General features: G+C 65.5%; 16 protein-coding genes. 12 read left to right on the top strand and 4 right to left on the bottom strand.

The genetic code is table 11. The annotated features are described in order from the left end of the window. The first annotated feature begins 4 nt into the window (after positions 1-4). The 5 genes from BUB09_RS11125 to BUB09_RS11105 are packed head-to-tail and all read left to right on the top strand — an operon-like array spanning position 5 to position 4387. Positions 5-1309 carry an aminodeoxychorismate synthase component I gene (locus BUB09_RS11125; RefSeq protein WP_072897692.1) on the top strand — a complete coding sequence of 435 codons (1305 nt, stop codon included), beginning with the start codon at positions 5-7 and terminating at the stop codon, positions 1307-1309. Further along, positions 1309-2361, top strand: coding sequence for an endolytic transglycosylase MltG (gene mltG / locus BUB09_RS11120; protein ID WP_072897690.1), 1053 nt, complete (start codon positions 1309-1311; stop codon positions 2359-2361). Before BUB09_RS11125 ends, mltG begins: the two co-directional genes overlap by 1 nt. Beyond that, complete coding sequence (gene tmk, locus BUB09_RS11115) at positions 2358-2981, top strand: dTMP kinase (protein WP_072897688.1); 624 nt, start codon at positions 2358-2360, stop codon at positions 2979-2981. Before mltG ends, tmk begins: the two co-directional genes overlap by 4 nt. Then, positions 2978-3991 (top strand): DNA polymerase III subunit delta', encoded by a 1014-nt coding sequence (gene holB, locus BUB09_RS11110; RefSeq protein WP_072897686.1) that lies wholly within the window; start codon positions 2978-2980, stop codon positions 3989-3991. The genes tmk and holB overlap by 4 nt, the downstream gene beginning before the upstream one ends. Positions 3992-4027: 36 nt before the next feature. After that, on the top strand, positions 4028-4387 hold the full coding sequence (locus BUB09_RS11105; RefSeq protein ID WP_072897685.1) for a PilZ domain-containing protein: 360 nt from the start codon (positions 4028-4030) through the stop codon (positions 4385-4387). Between the two features lie 34 nt (positions 4388-4421). Here BUB09_RS11105 and BUB09_RS11100 read toward each other — a convergent pair whose 3' ends face one another. Then, complete coding sequence (locus BUB09_RS11100; RefSeq protein ID WP_072897683.1) at positions 4422-5474, bottom strand: cyclic nucleotide-binding domain-containing protein; 1053 nt, start codon at positions 5472-5474, stop codon at positions 4422-4424. 196 nt (positions 5475-5670) lie between these two features. Here BUB09_RS11100 and dksA point away from each other — a divergent pair, with 196 nt between their 5' ends. Next, positions 5671-6795, top strand: a complete 1125-nt coding sequence (dksA, locus tag BUB09_RS17510; protein ID WP_245793258.1) for an RNA polymerase-binding protein DksA — start codon at positions 5671-5673, stop codon at positions 6793-6795. Positions 6796-7065: 270 nt separating this feature from the next. Here dksA and BUB09_RS11085 read toward each other — a convergent pair whose 3' ends face one another. Then, positions 7066-9576, bottom strand: a complete 2511-nt coding sequence (locus BUB09_RS11085) for a CehA/McbA family metallohydrolase (RefSeq protein ID WP_245793257.1) — start codon at positions 9574-9576, stop codon at positions 7066-7068. Positions 9577-9739: 163 nt separating this feature from the next. Between BUB09_RS11085 and BUB09_RS11080 the strand changes: the two genes are divergently transcribed. Further along, on the top strand, positions 9740-10888 hold the full coding sequence (locus BUB09_RS11080) for a hypothetical protein (RefSeq protein ID WP_072897676.1): 1149 nt from the start codon (positions 9740-9742) through the stop codon (positions 10886-10888). A 36-nt stretch (positions 10889-10924) separates the two neighbouring features. Here the strand turns inward: BUB09_RS11080 and BUB09_RS11075 are convergent, their stop codons facing one another. After that, complete coding sequence (locus BUB09_RS11075) at positions 10925-11809, bottom strand: fatty acid desaturase family protein (protein ID WP_072897675.1); 885 nt, start codon at positions 11807-11809, stop codon at positions 10925-10927. Between the two features lie 136 nt (positions 11810-11945). On the opposite strand from BUB09_RS11075, the gene BUB09_RS11070 reads away from it, so the two are divergent. Then, positions 11946-12962 carry an AraC family transcriptional regulator gene (locus BUB09_RS11070; RefSeq protein WP_217650291.1) on the top strand — a complete coding sequence of 339 codons (1017 nt, stop codon included), beginning with the start codon at positions 11946-11948 and terminating at the stop codon, positions 12960-12962. Between the two features lie 30 nt (positions 12963-12992). Here BUB09_RS11070 and BUB09_RS16765 read toward each other — a convergent pair whose 3' ends face one another. Beyond that, positions 12993-14150, bottom strand: a complete 1158-nt coding sequence (locus BUB09_RS16765; protein WP_084083366.1) for a DUF3047 domain-containing protein — start codon at positions 14148-14150, stop codon at positions 12993-12995. A gap of 267 nt (positions 14151-14417) precedes the next feature. Between BUB09_RS16765 and BUB09_RS11060 the strand changes: the two genes are divergently transcribed. From BUB09_RS11060 to BUB09_RS11045, 4 genes are all read left to right on the top strand, one after another. Beyond that, positions 14418-14699 (top strand): hypothetical protein, encoded by a 282-nt coding sequence (locus BUB09_RS11060; protein WP_072898018.1) that lies wholly within the window; start codon positions 14418-14420, stop codon positions 14697-14699. Then, a complete protein-coding gene (locus BUB09_RS11055; RefSeq protein WP_072897671.1) occupies positions 14696-16306 on the top strand; it encodes a PepSY-associated TM helix domain-containing protein in 1611 nt (536 codons plus the stop codon). The genes BUB09_RS11060 and BUB09_RS11055 overlap by 4 nt, the downstream gene beginning before the upstream one ends. After that, positions 16303-16593, top strand: coding sequence for a hypothetical protein (locus BUB09_RS11050; protein WP_072897670.1), 291 nt, complete (start codon positions 16303-16305; stop codon positions 16591-16593). Before BUB09_RS11055 ends, BUB09_RS11050 begins: the two co-directional genes overlap by 4 nt. Positions 16594-16689: 96 nt before the next feature. Further along, positions 16690-18927, top strand: coding sequence for a molybdopterin-containing oxidoreductase family protein (locus BUB09_RS11045; protein WP_072897668.1), 2238 nt, complete (start codon positions 16690-16692; stop codon positions 18925-18927). The last annotated feature ends 117 nt before the right edge of the window (positions 18928-19044 follow it).

Below are 19044 nucleotides of genomic sequence, written 5' to 3'. Positions count from 1 at the left end.
TTCGATGGGCATCAGCGCCGAGCGCAGCGGCGACGTCGACCTGTTCGACCTGCACCGTCGTGATCCGGCGCGCTATCCGTTTCTGCTGCAATCGGTGGCCGGACATCCGGTATCGGGCCGCTACGATCTGCTGTTCGCGTTCCCCGGCGAATGTATCGTCGGAGATCGATTTTTCGAGCAACTGGCCGCCCAGTACGAACGCGACCGCATTGACGCGTCTGCCGACGAGGCCGGCCTGCCGTTTCTCGGTGGCTGGTTTTTGCTGCTGGGTTACGAGGCCACCGGTCAAATCGAGCCCAAACTCAAGCTGCCTGCGTCGCCCTATCGATTGCCCGATGCGCTGGCCGTGCGTTGTACGGCCGTTGCCGTCCACGACCGGCATCGGCGGACCACCCGGCTCTATGCGGAAGCCGACCCGGCACAGCTTCAGGCTTTGCTGGACGATCTCGATGCCCCTGCCAGCGCGCCCGAGCCCACGCCCGAAATCGGCCCCGCCATCGAGCAAGACCCGGAGCTTTATCGAAACGGGGTCCGGCGCGTCCTCGATTACTTGCGTGCCGGCGATATCTTTCAAGCCAATCTGTCACGGCATTGGCGTGCACCGCTGCTCAGCGGCAGCGCGGCCGGCGTCTACGCCAAGCTGCGCGGCGCCAACCCGGCGCCGTTCGCCGGCATCGCGCAGTGGCAGGGCAGCAGCGTGATCAGTTCGTCGCCGGAACGCTTGCTGCAGATCGATCGAGGCATTGCTGAAACCCGTCCGATCGCGGGCACGCGTCCGCGCGGCGGTAATGCCGTCGACGATGCCGAGTTGCGCGATCATCTGATCGGCAACGTCAAGGAACGGGCAGAGCACGTGATGCTGATTGACCTGGAACGCAACGACCTCGGCCGCGTCTGCCAGCCGGGCAGCGTTGAAGTCAGCGAACTGATGACGGTGGAGAGCTACGCGCATGTCCACCACATCGTCTCCAACATTCGCGGCCGTCTGCGTGCCGACGCCAGTCCGGCCGATGCGCTGCGCGCGGTGTTTCCGGGTGGAACGATCACCGGCTGCCCCAAGGTTCGCGCGATGGAAATTCTTGCCGAGCTCGAAGGCGTGGGCCGCGGCCCCTATACCGGTGCCATGGGTTATTTGTCGCGCTGCGGACGCTTGGACACCAATATCCTGATCCGCAGTTTCGTCGTCGAAGACGGCCAGATCAGCTTCCGAGCCGGTGCCGGCATTGTTGCCGATTCCGACCCGGACGCCGAGCTTGCGGAAACGCGGGCCAAGGCGCGCGGACTGCTGCTGGCGCTGGGGGCAGGCTGATGCGCCGCTGGTTGATCCGCATCGCAGTCGCCATCGGGCTGCTCGCGCTGCTGGCGTCACTGACGACGGCAGCGCTGCTGTATGACGGCCATCGCCAACTGCAACAGCCGTTGACGCTGGCCAGCGCCAGCACGATCGAAATCGCGCCCGGAACCCGGATCCGCGACGCCGTGCTCAAGCTGCGCAGCGCCGGGCAGTTGGCGACGCTGCGCCAGGGCCTGTACCTGGAAGCGTACGCGCGCCTTAGCGGCAAGGCGGCGGGCATCAAGGCCGGCGAGTATCGTTTGGAGCCCGGTCTGACCGCCTTCCAGGCGCTGGATCTGTGGCGCTCGGGCAAGGTCATCGTCTACGAATGGCGCATTGTCGAAGGCACGCGCTTCGATGCCGCGATCCAGCAGTTGATGGCGCATCCGCAGATTCGGCACACGCTGACGTCGACCGACCCGGTGCAGGTGATGGCGGCGATCGGCATGCCGGGCCGGCATCCGGAAGGTCGCTTGTTCCCAGACACCTACCAATTCCCGCGTGACACCACGGACGTCTCGGTCCTGCGCCGCGCGATCGAGGCGATGAACCGGACACTCGATGCCGAGTGGCAGGGCCGCGACGCCGACCTGCCATACACCGACGCCGAGCAGGCATTGGTGATGGCGTCGATCGTTGAGAAGGAGACCGGGCTGGCGAGCGAGCGCGCTGAAATCGCCGGGGTGTTCGTGCGTCGCCTGCGGCTGGGTATGCGCTTGCAGACCGATCCCACGGTGATCTACGGCCTTGGCGCGGCCTTCGACGGTAATCTGCGCAAGCGCGATCTGCTCGCGGCCAATCCGTACAACACGTATCTGAACAGCGGCCTGCCGCCGACGCCGATCTGTCTGCCCGGACGCGCGGCGATTCATGCAGCGCTGCACCCCGCACCTGGCAACACGCTGTACTTCGTCGCCAGAGGCGATGGAAGCCACCAGTTTTCGGAAACCTTCGACGAGCACGATGCGGCGGTCAGTCGCTACCAGTTGCGGCGCGGATCGCCGGCGCCTGGGACGTCGCCACCGTGAGTGCACCCGGTCGTTTGATCACGCTCGAAGGCGGCGAGGGTGCCGGCAAGACCACTCATGCGCAGACGATCTGCGACTGGCTGACGGCGCGTGGGCGCCGCGTCCTGCGTACTCGTGAACCAGGTGGTTCGCCTCTAGCCGAGGCGATTCGTGGCGTGGTCCTCGCCGACTGGGCGGAGGGGGTCGATGCGCCGACCGAACTGCTGCTGATCTTCGCCGCTCGCGCAGCGCATTTGCATGCAACAGTACGACCGGCGCTGGCGCAAGGCTGCGACGTGGTCTGCGATCGATTCATCGACGCCAGCTGGGCTTATCAAGGCGCGGGGCGCGGCCTGCCCGGCGCATCGCTGATGGCCCTGCAACAGCTCGTGCTGGGCGACCTCAAGCCGAACCTGACGCTGATCTTCGACATTGCGCCGGAGTTGGGTCTTGCGCGGGCACGCCACCGCGGCGACCTCAATCGGTTCGAAGCGGAGAATGTCGCGTTCATGCAGCGTGTCCGCCAAGCGTATCTCGACCGCGCGGACGATGATCCACAGCGCTGTGCGGTGGTTGACGCGAGTCAGGACCTTGCGCAGGTCGCAGCTGATCTGACGCAGATACTGGAGACACGTCTATGAGCGCGGCTGCGATCCTGCCGTGGCAGCACGACCTTTGGCGCATCGTTGGCGAAGCGCGGAGCCAGCAACGGTTGGCGCACGCGCTGCTGCTGGCGGGCCCAGCTGGGGTCGGCAAGCGGACGTTTGCCAGCGCGCTGACGCAAACACTGCTGTGCGAGGCGCCCGCCGCCGGTGGTTACGCCTGCCGGGTTTGTCGCAGCTGCGTGCAGTTCGCGGCCGGGTCGCATCCGAACCTGTTCTGGCTCAGGCCTTTGGTCGACGACAAAACCGACAAGCAGAAGCGGGACATCAGCGTCGAACAACTCCGCGACATGGGTGACAAGCTGGTGCTGAGCGCGCATTACGGCGGCGCCAAGGTCGCTCTACTCGACCCGGCCGATGCGCTGAACACCAACGGCGTCAATGCGCTGTTGAAAACCATCGAAGAGCCGCCGCCCAATACCTATCTGCTGCTGATCTCGGAGCGCCCGATGGCACTGGCGGCCACGCTACGCAGCCGCTGTCAGCGACTCAGGTTCAGTCCGCCGTCCTCCGACGAGGCCCAAGCCTGGCTGCAGCAGCAGGAACCGGTACTGACCGGCGCGCTGCTCGAACACGCACTGACGTCCAGCCAAGGTGCGCCGCTCCGAGCGCTGGCCGCGCATCGCTCCGGCCTGCTCGATCTGCAGCGTAAATGGCGCAGCGACTGGTTGGATGTTGCCGCCCAGAAGCGACCGCCGACCGCTGCAGCCGTCGCGGTCGGGAAAGATCGCGAGCAGGTATCGGCGTGGCTGTCCGCCTTCATCGTGTTTCTCGCCGAACTGTTGCGCGTCCGGGTTTCGGGCCAGCCCTCTGCCGACATCGGGGCGATCGCAGCGCGTATCGCGCCCTCGGGCTTGCAAGCGCTGATCGACGAAGCCCATGAATCCGCGCGCCGCATTACCACCAGCGCCTCGCCGCAGCTGGTCGTCGAGTCGCTAATGATCGCGTGGTGGCGCTGGAGCATGGCGCGCGGCGCGGCTGCCCGATAAGGTTGAGCTTCGATTCTTCGCGCAGGCCCGTCGCCCATGGATCCGCAGACACGCGTTGGCACCCAGCCCGGCATCTTGACCTTGAACCTCAAGGACAAGAGCGCGCTCTATGTGTCGTACATGCCGTTCATCAAGAACGGCGGCCTGTTCATTCCGACCAACAAGGAATACCGGCTAGGCGATGAGGTGTTCATCCTGCTGACCTTGCTCGACAACGCCGAGCGCTTGCCAGTCGCCGGCAAAGTGGTGTGGGTGACGCCGCGCGGCGCACAAGGCAAGCGGGCGCAGGGCATCGGTGTGCAGTTCAGCAGTCAGGACAGCGGCGTCACGCAGAAGAAGATCGAGTCGATTCTGGCCGGCGCACTGGGTGCCGAGCGACCCACGCACACGCTGTAGGTTAACGGTTATCAGTAGGCGGCCGCTCGCGCCGCTACTGAAGCGTCGGCGCTGGCGGCGCCGCATCACGCAGCAGCGAATACGCATCCAGCCCATGGTGCATCAGCACTGACGCCGCCACTGCGCTGCGACAACCGGTGTCGCACAGGCAGATGTAGGTGGTATCCCGGCGCAACTCGGTGATGCGTTGGCGAAGCTGGAAGTCGGGGATCCACAGCGCTGATTCCGGCGGGCGAGTGCGCTGCTCGCTGGCCGGACGCACGTCGAGCCAGCAAGCGCTGCCTGCGGCAATACGTTCGCTGGCGTCATAGCCACTCAAGCGACGCGTCCACGACACCGACAGCAAGCGTTTGAAGTCGATCTGCCGCATTTGAAGCAAGGTGACGTCGGTGGCAGCAATGACCGACGCGTTGCGCGGATTGCCCGACAGTAGCGCGTCCTCACCAAAGCAGTCGCCTGGGCCTAGCGTCGCCGCGACGACTGCGGGCAGGTCGGGCTGCTCGCATTCCACACGGCACTGGCCGTCGACGATCACGAAGAATGCGTCGCCGGGCGCGCCTTGGCGCACCACGCGGGTGCCGGCCGGATACCGCACGTGCTGCATGCAATGAAACATTTGCTGAAGCACCGACGGAGACAGGGTGTTGAACCGACGCCGCTGCAACAGCCGTAACATCCAGTCGCCATCATCGAGGGCTGGATCCAGTCCGACTTCGCGGACTTCGACCTTGGGGGGCTCGGCACCCCAGTTCAGCATGACATCGAGCAGACTGGTGTCGACGGTCAGACACTCGACTTCGGTCAGGCAGCGGGCACTGTGCCGATAATGCGGTACATCGGCCAGCGGCTTGGACGCCGCGTCGTCGCCTGCGCTGATCGACCGGCTCAGCAAGCCGGACGGCGTTTCAAAACCGAGCCGGCCACGCAGCAGAAAGTACGTCATCACCGGACGCTCACCGTTGCGATAGAGGTAGCCGTTGACCGGCCACCGCGCGACATTGGCGTGCTGTGCCAACTGCGTCGCGCTTCGGTTGTTCAGGCTCCGCAGCAGCGGATAGCGGGCAAAGAGCGACAAGCTGGCGGCCATCGGAGAACCTCATTTGGTCTTTAAGTAACCCCGCTTTTTTGTGCCACAATGCTGTATTGAATGGCTTGAAACGGTTCACGGTCCCGTTTGGGCGCTGGCCCCAGCAAAACATAGGGATCGGGGCAGGCGGGCGGGGCAGCAAAACGCGAGGGTGACTCCAGAAGTACGCTGCGATCAGATAACGGAGAGATTCGACATGGCGTCCAAAAAGACTTCGAAGTCGGCACCTGCACCAAAAAGCAAATCAGTAGCGTCGGCAGCCAAAAAGCTGGTCAAGAAGTCCGCGGCCGTTGCCAAGGCGGCGTTTTCCAAAAAGCCGGTCAAAGCGGCAGTGAAGACACCGGCAAAGGCGCCCGCGAAAGCGCCGGCCAAGTCGGTCAAGCCGTCCGCCGTCAAGGCGCCGCCGGCCAAACCGGCCAGCAAGCCGGTGGCAAAAGCACCCGCAAAGGCTCCGGTAAAGGCGCCTGCAAAGGCAGCCGCGAAAACCGTTGCCAAACCGGTTCCTAAAGCAGCGCCGAAACCCGCGCCTAAAGCCGCTGGCAATGCGGCACCGAAAGTGACGCCCAAAGCGCCGGCCAAGTCTGCCAAGCCGGTCGCGGCGGCACCCAAGCCGCAGGTCGCTACGCCTGCGCCCAAGCCCGCCGTGGTCTCACCCGCGCCAGCAGCCAAAGTCACCAAGCCCGTCAAGCCTGCCGCGGAGCCGCTTCCGTCGTCCGTCTCAAGTTCTGCAGGCGGCCTGCCGATTGCTAATCAAACGCCTCCCCAAAACCCTGGTCCGGCTGGAACGCCGGCCGCAACAGGAAAGATCGCCAAGATGATGTCAGCGTCCAAATCTTCCTCCAGTGCCAACGCGTCGACGCCGGCGGCCAAGCCGCCCAAGACGGCGGTCCGCAAAGGGGCCGACAATGCCCGGACCCTGACGGAAGACGAGATCCGCAACGCGCCCGCGTCCGACTACATGAACGACGATCAACTCGCATTTTTCCGCGAGCGTCTGCTGCAGATGCGCTCCGAGGTCCTGGCCCGCGAAATCGACGTCAAGGAACGGCTGCATCAGCGCGAAGTGTTCGCCGACCCAGCTGACCGCGCCAGCGCCGAAGAAGAACATTGGCTCGACTTGCGCCTGCGGGAGCGTGAATCGCTGCTGCTGCGCAAGATCGAAGACGCATTCCGCCGTATCCGCGACAAGGAATACGGTTACTGCGAGAAGACCGGCGAGCCGATCGGCATCGCGCGCTTGCTGGCACGTCCGACGGCGACGGTCTGCGTCGACGTCAAGGGCCAGGACGAGCGCGCCGAATCGCAGTACCGGGATCGCTAAGCAACACCCGCGGCCATCTGGTCGGTCGTAAGCGGCAGAATCGGTGAGCACCGGTTCTGCCGTTTTCATTTGGGCTACCAGAGCGTCGCCGCGGGAGGAAATGTTGAGCGTCGTAGGCTCTTTTGCTCCGTCTCCTATCGCCTCGGATATGGACGCATTGTATATTATGTTAAGTGACGCACGTCTAAGTTTGAGGCTGGTTTATGCAAGGTCCGCCTGTTGAACCGTACCCGCTGCTACCGCAGCGGGCTCAGACCAAACTGTCGGCGATCAACGGCCCGCCTCCAGCGTCAGCGCCATGATCTGTTGCGTCGGGTCGCGCTGGAGACGCACGGCGTTACGCGTGCTGGCGAATACCAGCACGCCACCGTCAAGCGCGGGCCAGCCGTTGTTGCCCTTGCTGAGCAACAACTCGGCACCGGACCAGCCTGCATCAACGGACTGACGCGCTGTGCCGATGCGCCAGCGCCAGTCCGCTGACCTCGAATCTGCCCACGCCACGCGCAAGCGGCCGTCAAGCCCCGTCCCGATACGCGGATTCTGGCTAGATCCAAGGCCCTCGTCGGTGATCGCAACGGGCTCGCTCCAACCCGTGACACCGTCCAGAGATTCGCTGCTGAGTACCGCCAGGTTCACGCCGGCTGCGCTGAGCACTTTGCTGTCCCAGACCGCGACCAGTTTGCCGGCCGGGTCATAAGCCACATCGGGATGGCGATCGGCACGATCGGCCGCGCCGAGCGTGATCAGTGCTGACCAGTCCGTCGCACCGGCTGCGCGTTGCCGCAGCCGGATCTGCCAGTCGTCCGGATTGGTGCCTTCGCCGCTACCGGACTGCCCGGTCCACAAGGGATCGGGATCGTCGCGATTGTCCTGCCACGCGATGGCGAAGCGACCATCCGCGGCGACGGCCACGGTGGGCCAGACCGATGCGGGATAGCGCGCGCTGCGCGTATCCAATGGATTGGCCGCGGCAATCGACTTGCCTTCGCCAGACAAATTGATCGGTGCGGTATCGACACCGAGCAACTGCGCATAGATGTCGAATGGTTGGTCGGGCGTGATCTGCTGCCAAGCGACCATGACGCGGCCCTGTCGGTCCACCGCGATCGCCGGATGCTCGGCGCGTCCGTCAGGCTCGGCGATCGTCTGCACCGCCTGCCACTGGCGGCCACCGTCGAGCGATTGCCGCATCAATATACGCGGACGCTGCGGAATCTCGCGCCCGTCGCTGTCTTGCCACACCACGTAAACCATGTCCCCCAATGCCGCCACACGCGGAAAGCGTGCGGCCACGCTGTCGCCCGACAACACCACCGCTGCGGCAGCAGCGTCGTCGGCCCGGCGATACAGCACGCGCGAGCGCCCTGCGTCATGCGCTTCGGCGACCACGTGCAACTTGTTTTGATCGGAAACCGCGATATCGGCAAAGCCGCTGAACTGCCCGATGCTGCCAAGCGCAGCGACGGCTGAATCGTCGACGCCGGTGTCGGCGGGCAACGGAGTGGCGACTTGAGGTTCGACCGGGCCGCTGGATACGAAAATCGGCGACACCATCAGGCGCAATTGCCCGGTCAGCGACAAGGCGCCTCCGAGCACGAACCCCAGCGGATCATCGGCCAGCGCAGCGTAGTCCACTGTTTGTGGTGCGCCGAGGCCTCGAACTTCGAGCCGATACCAGGTCGGCTGGCTCTCAACCGAGACCGGCAGGCTCATCTGCAACTGACCGCTAAAGCCGATCGTCTGCGTCGACACAGCGGCTTGGCTGCGCCCGGGTGATCGGAACACGCGGACGACATCGCCCGGATTGCCGCTGACGTCGTACTGCAGCGTCAGCGCTGTGCCGACTGATGCAACGACCTCGTCACCCGGTTGGGCGGCAATGCCGTCGGCGCTCAGCGTCATCGTGCCCGAGGCACCGCGCTCGTCGGCACGAACGCGCGAGCGACCCGCCCGAAGCCCCGCCACGATCGCGCGCTCGGTCAGCGCTGCGGCCAGTACGCCGCTACGTGGCTGCCCCGGCCCGGCCAGCAGCCACAGCTCTTTGAAATGGTTGTCGCTTGCACCGGCTACGCCGAACCGGAAGCCGGCGTTCCAGCGGTTTTCGGCGTAATCAATCTCGATCTCGGCGTTGCTCGCCTTGTTCCAGACCTCAACCGCATCAATGCCGACGGCATCCGCGAAATCGTTCGGCTGGCCTTGCTCGTCGACCTCTCCGTCATCGGGATGGGCCGTGATCCACACCGCGTCTTGCAGATGCGCATCCCAGATCGATTGCTGCAGGCTGCGGCGCGCCGGTGCACCCGCGACGTCGGCGCCCTGCACCACCGTGTCGACCGCTCCATGCACGGTCGCGTGCGGCGCACCGTTGGCTTCTTCGCCCGGGATCAGCAACAGCGAATCAGAGCGCCACAGCGGGTCGTAATGCTGATCGTAAGTGCGGTGATCGGTCAGCGGCAGAAAATTCAACGCACGAAGCTGCGCGATGCCGATCTGATCGGTAATCGACATATTGCCAGGCAAGCGATCGTCACTCGCCTGGCGAGGCAAGCTGCCGTCAGACGAGTGATCGTCATGGACGTGCAAATCCCCTTCTTGCCAGCTTGGATTCGGGTCTTCGAATGTCGGCGGATTCGATGACGGCGCCGGCGTTGGCTTCGGCCCCGATGCCGTCGGCGGTGGCGTGCCGCCACCTCCGGAATCAGGATCGTCCGGTGATGGCCCACTGCCCGATCCGCACGCAACGAGGAGGACTGCCACCAACGTTGCTACAACAGCGGCCATCGGAAAACGCCCGGTGCGTAGTCCCGATCCACTGGCTTGGCCACGACGGCTCGACGCGCGCGCTATTGAATCCATCTCGATCTGTGGTTTTGATGCAGACCGCTGACGATAGCGAGCGCGCATTGCGAAGCAGTGACGCCTTCCGTTCGACTAGCATCCCGCTATGGATACCCTCGAACTCAGCAGTCCGTCGTCGACACTCCGCGTCGAGAGCGGTGCCATCGTCGCGCTGCGCCTGTTCGACGTTGCGTACTCGATCGACCTTGCGGCTGCTGAATCGGCTTGGGCCCATCACAGTCAGGGCGCCAGTAGTGGCCGGCGTAGCCAGCTGAGCGGTACACCGGCCAAGGCGATCGCGTTCGATGTGCCGCCGGTGTTGCTGCCGTTACCTGATGTCCGCCTGTCACTGAGCATCGGCGACGTCGATGCCCAGGTCAGTGCGCGGCTCTACGATTTCGGTGTGATCGCGCTCGCGATCCGCATCACGGTCAGTGGGCAGACCTGGTCAACTTTCAACGAGTGGCTCGAATCGGTGAGTCAAGCCATTGGCGTGAGCGCGGCGAGCTCGGTGTGGGACCAGACGCTTGCGCATCTGATGCCGCGCATCGACAGCGCGCTGACCCGACCGAACACGTCGACGATCCAGGAAGACTATCTGCTCGGCATCGTGCATCGCTGGAACGAGCCGCTGACCAGCAGCCAGCTACTTGAGCGTGTCGATCTGGTGCCGATGCTGTCGGGCGAGCGACGACCGCTATCGGATGCCGCGCGCCGCGATCTGATGCGGCAGCGCTATTCCTACTATGACGATGATCTGGTGGTGCTCACCTGGGATCGCGCCTTCATCTACGAACCTCGCGGCGATTCCGACGTGGCCGACGTTCTGGAAGTGGCCAACGCGCAGCTGCTCGAGATGCGCTACTACGATGAGCTGCTCGACGACGAACTTCCGCGAATGAACGATCTCGTCGACGCGACACGCGGATCGATCGGCATCCTCGCGCCGCGTCGCTTCGCGCACTTGGCGAGGCGCTTGTACACGCTGGTCGCCGAAGTTACCGAGCTGACGGAGAAAGTCGACAACGCCTTGCAGGTCACCGAAGACGTCTATCTGGCGCGCATCTACAGCGCTGCGCTGGAACTGTTCCGTGTGCCGACGGTGAGCGCAGCGGTGGATCGCAAGCTGTCGATCATCCGTGACACTTACACGGCGCTCTACAACGAGGCATCGGGTGCGCGCGGCGAACTGATGGAACTGGCCATCGTGATTCTGATCGTTGCCGAAATCGTGCTGGCGCTGCTGCGGCATTGAGCCGCAGCAGCGCGCTCTGCAGGTAACCGGCGCGCGTCAACGCCGGCTGAAGATGCCCACGATCGGCGTGCCATGGGCGCGCAGGGCTGGCTCGATGCGACGATGCAGCTCGTGATAGCGGTAAAACGGCACCCGTGGAAACAGGTGGTGGATCGAATGCAGGTTCTGGCCGAACCAGAACCATTCGAGCGGCTTCATCCACTGAGGCATCAGCAGGCTACTGGTGTTGCGATAGCGCGCCGCATCGTTGTACGGAAGATGCGGACGGTATGCGAACCAGTAGACCGTGAAGAACGCGCCGCCGAGATAGCCGGCCACGAGCAGCAACACCGTTGCGGCACTCGGCACCATCCACAGCAAGGCCGCACGCCAGCCGATGGCCAGCGCGATTTCAGCCCAGTACGCGCTGCGCTCGCGCAGCGAGGCCGTGGCCCAGTAGTCGCGGAACAGGAAGGTGTTCTGCACCCACAGAAACCGCAGTGCGCTGCTGATGAACGCAAACGTACCGTTGCGCATATTGCTGACCAGATAATCCGGATCGCGATCAGGCTGATTGGTGTAACGGTGATGGGTGAAGTGCTCCACCCGGTGCGTCGAGTACGGCACCATGATCAGCGGTGCCATCGCGTAGCCGCAGGCATCGTTCAACCACTGCAGATGCGCTTGGCCGCCGTGGATGTTGCCGTGTGCCGACTCGTGCAGCGGTGTGTACGAAACGTACGTCAGCACCGCATACGCCGGAATCGCCACCCATAGCGACACGGCGCCGGCCACGTACAGGCTCATCAGCCCCAGAAACGCGGCGACGACGACCAACACCATCAGCACGGTCAGCCACGCGATCCCGCCGGTGTATTCGCGGGCAGCGGCAATGGCCTGCTGATTGAGTTCGTTCAAGTGCTGCACCGGGGCTGAGCTCATGGCTATGATCGGCAGTGGGTGGGTCAGGTCTGTAAGTTAACCGTGATACTGCCCGCAACACAGCGCACTTTCGGCCTGCGGCCTCGCCTAATCGGCCAGCCGTCCGTTTCGGGGCGCGCCACGCAACGGAGCAGCAGTGGCAGAGGATGTCAGCATCCGTCACCCGGTCGCCATTGGCCAGGTCATGGTCAATTTTGCCGCGCGCTACGGCGTCGATGCCGCGACCTGCCTGCTTGGCACCGGGATCGAGCCGTCGCAGTTGCGCGACGCCGACGCCCTGATCGAACGCGATCAGGAGATGCGGCTGGTCGAGAATCTGATTCTGGCGCTGCCGCATGTGCAGGCGCCGGGCTTTCAGCTGGGCTTGCAGTACAACGTCGCCACGTTCGGCACCTGGGGCTTTGTGCTGCGTATCAGCCGCAACGTGATCGAGGCCATGCGTGCTGCACTGCGGTATCTGCCGCTGAGCACGGCTTACTGCCAGTTCACGACGGTACTCGACGAGCATGAGTTCAGCGTGGTCGCGCACCCGCAGTCGATTCCGCCGCATCTGCGACAGTTTTTGCTGGAGCGCGATACCGCAACAGCGCTGAACCTGTGCCATGAACTCGGCTTGTCGGCATTCCGCGTCAAGCGCATCGAGTATCAGGGCCCTGCCCCGCTGCATGCGGCTCAGATCGAGGCCTTATGTGGCATCGCCCCGGTGTACCGCAGCAGCCGCAATGCCCTGGTACTTGATCGACGCGACGCCGAGCTGCCGCTGCCGATGTACGACCCGCATCTGGTGCGACTGCTCGAAGACGAATGCCGAGCCCAGCTGGAGAAGCGGCAGGTCAGCGGCCTGTCGGGCCAGATTCGCCAGTTGATCCTTGGCCCGCTCGGCTTGGTCGCGTCGATCGACGATGTGGCGCAGCACTTGGCGATGTCGCCGCGCAGCCTGCGTCGCCGGCTTGACGAAGAGCAGACCCGCTTTCGCCAGATCGTCGATACCGAGCGCCGCCAGATGGCGACGCGCTTGCTCGAAACCACCGAAATGAAGCTCGACGAGATGGCCGTGCTGCTCGGCTACAGCGACACGGCGAGCTTTACGCGCGCGTTCCGTCGCTGGTTCAACCGCTCGCCGGGCGACTACCGCAAGACACCTCAGGCCTGAGTCGCCTGCGCCGATCCGCATCGCGTCGCGTCAAGCGAACGCGACCACCGGCGCATGATCGCCTTCAACCACAATGCGGCGGTACTGGCATTCACCCACGCCGCGCTGGAAGGCCGTGTTGGCGATCAGCCAGACGCCCACCACGCGCTGCGGGTCAGGGCCTCCGATCGCCGCCCGGTAATCGGCCAGCAGCGAGCGGCGCTCGGCCAGCCACTGGCCGAGTTGCTGCGTGCCACTGCGCAGCACCCAGTGCGTTTCGCGCTGATCCCACCACGGCAGTGGGCACTGGAACACCGTGCCTTCGGCCAGCGATGCGCTCCACATCCAGGTCAAATCGAGGCCGTTGTCGAACTCGATGGCGATCGACAGGTAGTCGTGTGTGGGCTGGATATGCTCGGGCAGCGCCGACGGCAATCGGTCGACGCACCATTGCCACGACAGTTGCGTGGCGTCGGTCAGTGGAACATCGAGCGGGAATTGCAGAATACCGACGTCGGACGCGGTGCGGCAGCGCAGGCTGTGCTGGCCACCGTGATCGTGGCTGTGGAAGATTTCGCCCTCGCCGAGGCGCCACAGATAATGCCAACCAGCCGGCGGCGTCACCGGCGCGCGCAAGCGCTGCAGCAAAGGGCCGAAGTGCGTCGGATCGACCGCTGCGCAGCGCGCGATCGCCGCCTCGCCATCGTCTTGCCAGCGCAGCACGGCAATGTTGAACGCCCCCGTCATCGGATCACGTTTTTGCGTCGGGTCGAAGTCGCCGTGACGATCGGCGAACTCACCAGGCGGCTTGGTAACGACCTGCAAGGTCCCGTCGCTGTCGGCGGTGAACGTCGAGGCGCTGCCGACGATTTTGCCGACGCGGCCGTTGCCGACACGAAACCAGAGCCCGACCTTCGGGCCGAAGCCGACATCGAACGCTCGCGACAAATGCACCATGCCGTCGGCGAGCAGCGAGCATCGCTGGCCCGCACGCAATTCAACCCCGGTATCGGTCCAGCCGCTGCCGGGCGTCAGCGGGCGCCAGTCACAGCGCACCGCTCCGACATCCAGCGTCGCCAATGCCGCGTCGACCGCATGTCGAAAGTCGGCATCGGGCGTTGGCAGCCCCTGCCGCCAGCGTCGCACCAAGCGCGCGGCCATGAAGCGCAAGGTCGTCGGGACCGCGGAAGGCGCCTGTGAGATCGTCATGAATCGAGACTAGCAGCGATGCGCCCGACCTTGGCCACCCGGACGAGCAGTTGCAAGGCAGCCGTTTGATCCACTACGGTTGCACGCGGTGCAGCGCCGATCCGTCGGCGGCTTGCCACCACCCCACCCGATTCGCGCCGAGCCAGCCACTGCCAGCTTCTGCGCTTCCTGTGCCCTAGGGAGCCTGAAGATGATCACTGTCGCCTCGCCGTCCGCGAGTTTGCATTTCCCCCGCTCCGGTGCCGCTTGCCGGCGCCCGATCTCACGATGAGCGCTTGGTCTCGCGGCCTGCTGGCCGGTCCCGTCGTGTTCGTCACCGCTGCCACCGTAATGGCCGGCGCGGCGCTCTGGCTGCCGGCCGGGCCCGCGCAGATCGACAACCTGGTGTTGCCGATCGTGCTGTTTCCGGCGATCTGGGCAGCGCTGTTCTTCTACGCCTGCCTCGACCGCCGACTGCGCCGCGCCTGGGGCCTGACGCTGCTGCTGTTGCTGGCCAACGCGGCGCTGATCGCCAGTCGCTTCGTCGGCACGCCGGCGGTGCGCCCATGATCGCGCTCGAACGCGACCGTACGCGCACGCTGCTGGCAATCCACGGCTGGGCCGGTGTGCTGCTGGGCTTGCTGCTGTACGTCGTTATCGCCACGGGTGTGGTCGCGGTATTTGCCGACGAAATTGGCGACTGGGCGAGCCCGATCGACCCGCCGGCGGCAGCCCCGTTCCCAGCCGGCCTTGGCTTGCGCATCGCGGAGTTGTCGCGCCAGATCGATCCGGCCTACGTCGACGAACTGAACCTGTATCCGCGCGCCGGTGGACGGATCGAGGCATTTTTTCATCGTCACATCAGCGTCGCAGGTGATGCGCAGCCGCATGCCGAAGGCGCGGTGTTCGAACTGCATCCGCGAACGCTGGAAGTGTTGTCGCGCCGCGACGGCATCGACGACGAGGTCCAGGCCCGCGACGCCAGCAATGCACTGGCGGCGTTCCTGGTGGACTTGCACGTGAGCCTGCATCTACCGACGCCGTACGGCTACTTGGTCACCGGCGTGCTCGGCTTGGCGATGATGGTCGCCGCCGTCACCGGCCTGCTGGTGCATCGGCATCTGCTCAAGGAGCTGTTCACGATCCGCCGCTTCCGCGACGCATTGCTGGCGCGCCGCGACCGGCACGTCGTCGCTGCCAGCTGGAATCTGCCGTTCGCATTCGTGCTGGCGTTCACCGGCAGCTACTTCAGCTTTGCCGGCTCGATCGGCATCCCGGTGATGGCGATGGTCGCCTTCGGCGGCAATCAAACCGCGTTGATTGAGGCCATCGTCGGCACGCCGCCGACGGAGAACCCCGCGCCCGCACCGATGGCAGATCTGGACCGGATGCTGGCCGACGCCGCGCGCCGCGCCGGCACGGCGGCCTCGTTCGTCAGCGTGTCGCACTACGGCCGCGCCGATGCGCAGGTCACCGTGTTCACGCCGCCGGCGGCGGGCGAACTGATCAGCCATAACCTGGTGTACGACGGCAGCAGCGGCGCGTTCGTCCGCGAAAAGCCTGGCCTGGGCTTGGTGCCATCGGCCGGCGGAGCACTGGCCGCTGTGATGGCGCCGCTTCATTTCGGGAACTTCGCTGGGCTGCTGTCGAAGAGCGTCTGGTTCGCGCTCGGCTTTGCCAGCTGCTACGTCACGCTGACCGGCCTGCAGTTGTGGACGACCCGGCGCGCCGAATCGCCGCCATGGCGAGCCGCGGCGCGCGTGGTGATCGGCGTCGGTTATGGCCTGCCGCTGGCGCTGGCGGCAACGCCGATCGGTTACTTCGCTGGGCGGGTCGCCGGCGTCGATCGACTCGAAGCGCCGATGCTGCTGGCGCTGGCGGCTGCCGCCGCGCTGACGGCGCTGCTGGGGACCGGCCGCGTCCCGGCCGAGCGCAACGCGTCCACGCTGCTGCGCCTGACCGGTGCTGTGCTGCTGAGCCTGCCGCTGCTGCGCTGGGCCAGCGGCGGTCCTGGCTGGATCACGGCCAGTGCGCATGGGCTGACCACGCTGATGTCGATGGACGCCGTGCTGATCGTCGGCGCTTGGCTGTGCTGGCGAGCGGGCCGACCGCGCGCCGCGCCGACCGCGCTGGCCACCACCGGCGATGCCGCCGCGCCATTGGAGTCCGCGCCATGATCGCCAGTGCTGCGCTGCCGCTGTTTGCTTGCGCTTGGAGTCTGCTGGCACTGGCCGGCCGTGCCTTGATCGATCCGAAGCGCTTGCGCGCCAGTGGCGCGGCCCGCAGCGACCGACGCCTGACGCTGCGTCCGATCGTGAAGCGCCTGTTGTGGACGCTGGTGCTGGCGCCGGGACTGCTGCTGATCGCGCTCGACGCCTGGCCCGCGCTGCTGATCTGGCTCGGAGCGACGACTGCCATTGGCTGGGGTCTGGCTCATACGCTGGCGCCACCGCCCCGACGTTGACTCCTTGAAGGCCATCGGCTGTCAAGCCCTCGCAGGACGAGTCCGCCGCCCGCCGCCTTGGCTAACGTGACTCCCAAACTCGGGGGAGACGAGGCCATGACGCAAACCAAGCACACGTTCTGCCGCATCTGCGAAGCCTCATGCGGGCTGGTCGCCGAACTCGACGGCAACCGCATCGTCGATCTCAAGCCGAACAAGCAGCACATCGGCACCGATGGCTTTGCCTGCATGAAGGGGCTCAACCAGCACCACATGTACGACTCGCCCGACCGCCTGCAATACCCGCTCAAGCGCGTCGGCGACCGCTTCGAGCGGATCAGCTGGGATCAGGCGTATCGCGAGATCGGCGCCAAGCTGCGCGCACTGCGGGCCGTCAGCGCCGAGTCGATCTCGATGTACGTCGGCACCGCGGCGGGATTCAGCCTGCTGCATCCGATCTTTGCCGAAGGCTTCATGAAAGGCGTCGGCTCGCACAACGTGTTCTCGTCGTCGACGCAGGACTGCGCCAATCGCTTCGCAGCGGCGACCGAGATGTACGGCTTCCCGTTTACACAGCCGTTCGTCGATCTGGATCACGTGCGCTACATGCTGATCGTCGGCACCAATCCCGTGGTATCGAAGTGGACGTTTCTGCAGGTCGCGCACCCGGTCAAGCGCTTGAAGGAAGTACTCAAGCGCGGCGGCCGCATCGTCGTCGTCGACCCGCGCCTGACCGAAACCGCCAAGGTTGCCGACACGCATCATTTCATCCGGCCGAACACCGACGTGTTCTTCTTCCTGTCGTTCCTGCATGAACTGTTCGTGCAGAACGGCGTCGATCGCGCCCACGTGTCGCGCTACATGCGCGGATTGGACGAGGTCGAAGCGCTGGCGCGGCTATGGCCGGCGCAGCGCACCGCGGAGCTGACCGGCGTCGCCGCCGACGCACTGCGCCAGATCGTCGCGGACTACATCGCCGCCGGCGCATCGGCGATCGTCACCGGCACGGGGCTGGGCATGGGCCGCCACGGCACGCTGGCCCAATGGCTGGCCGAGGTCATCAACGCGGTCAGCGGCAATCTCGATCGCCAGGGCGGCGTGCTGCTCGGCGAAGGCTTGTTCGACTTTGCTGCCTACGCCAAGAAAAACCGGCTGTTCCAGCGCCTGCAACGTTCACGGGTCGGCAACTTCCGCGAACTCAACGGCGGATTTCCAGGCGGCATCCTGGCCGACGAAATCCTCAAGCCCGGTGCGCAGCAGATCAAGGCGCTGCTGGTGACCGGCGGCAATCCGCTGATCACGATGCCCAACGCCGCGCGTTTGCGGCGCGCACTTGGTGAGCTGGAACTGCTGGTGGTCACCGACATCTACCTCAACGAAACCGCGAGTCTTGCGCATTACGTGTTGCCGGCGACCTCGCCGCTGGAGCGCGCCGACCTGCCGTTCGTGTTTCCACTGTTTCTCGGCATGCAGTCGCGCTCGTACATCGCGGCGACCGATGCTGTCGTCGAACCCACTGGCGAGCAGCGCGACGAGGCGACGATCTACACGCAGTTGGCGCGACACGCCGGCGTCAGCCTGTTCGGTGCCAAGCCGCTGCAGTGGATCATGCAGCTGATGCTGTGGCTCAACGCACCGCGCCGCCGGGGCCGGCAGCCGTCGCTACCGATCACGCTGATCCTCGATCTGGTACTGCGGGCCAGCAAGATCGGCCGCTTCCGCGACCTGGTGCGGCAGCCACAAGGCCTGCCGTGGCGCGGCGGCCCCAAGCCCGGCAGCTACCTGGGCCAGCGCGTTGTCACGGATGACGGCCTGGTGCAGCTGGCGCCATCGCTGCTGATCGAACAGACCGCGCGGCTCGAGGCGATCTTCGAGGAGGAACGCGCCAGCTACGCGCGCGGCGAGCTGCGGTTGATCTCCAAGCGCATGCACAGCACACACAACTCGTGGACGCAGAACATCGCCGAACTCACCAACGGCGAAATGGGCCAGACCAATTATCTGTACATGCACCCGGACGATGCGCGCGCCAAGGGCCTGGACGAAAAGTCGGCGGCCGACGTGCATTCGCGGACCAACACGATCCGGCTGCCGGTCAAGCTGCTCGACACCCTGATGCCCGGCACCGTGGCGATACCGCATGGCTGGGGACACCAGCATGCACGCGGCTTGAGCGTGGCCAGCAAGCTCGGCGGCGCCAACGTCAATCTGCTGGCGGCCGACGGCCCGGATGCGGTCGAGTCGGTATCGGGCATGGCGCACCTGACCGGCATCCCGGTGCGGGTCGAGCCTGCGGCCGGGCCGATCGACACCGGCAGCTGGACCGGCATCGCGCCGGCCGTGGCCAACGGCTGAGGCCCCTGCAGGACCCCGCGCAGGACCACGCGCTGGACCCCGCGCCGGGCGGCTTCGCGCCCGGCTGCTGACCGCGGACATGCGCTGAACGGCCGCGCCGTGTTGCAAGTTTTTGCA

This window comes from Hydrocarboniphaga daqingensis, assembly GCF_900129825.1.
In the GTDB taxonomy this organism is placed as follows: domain Bacteria; phylum Pseudomonadota; class Gammaproteobacteria; order Nevskiales; family Nevskiaceae; genus Hydrocarboniphaga; species Hydrocarboniphaga daqingensis.
The sequence above is the reverse complement of the archived record's forward strand: the minus strand, read 5'-3'. Positions and strand labels throughout refer to the sequence as shown.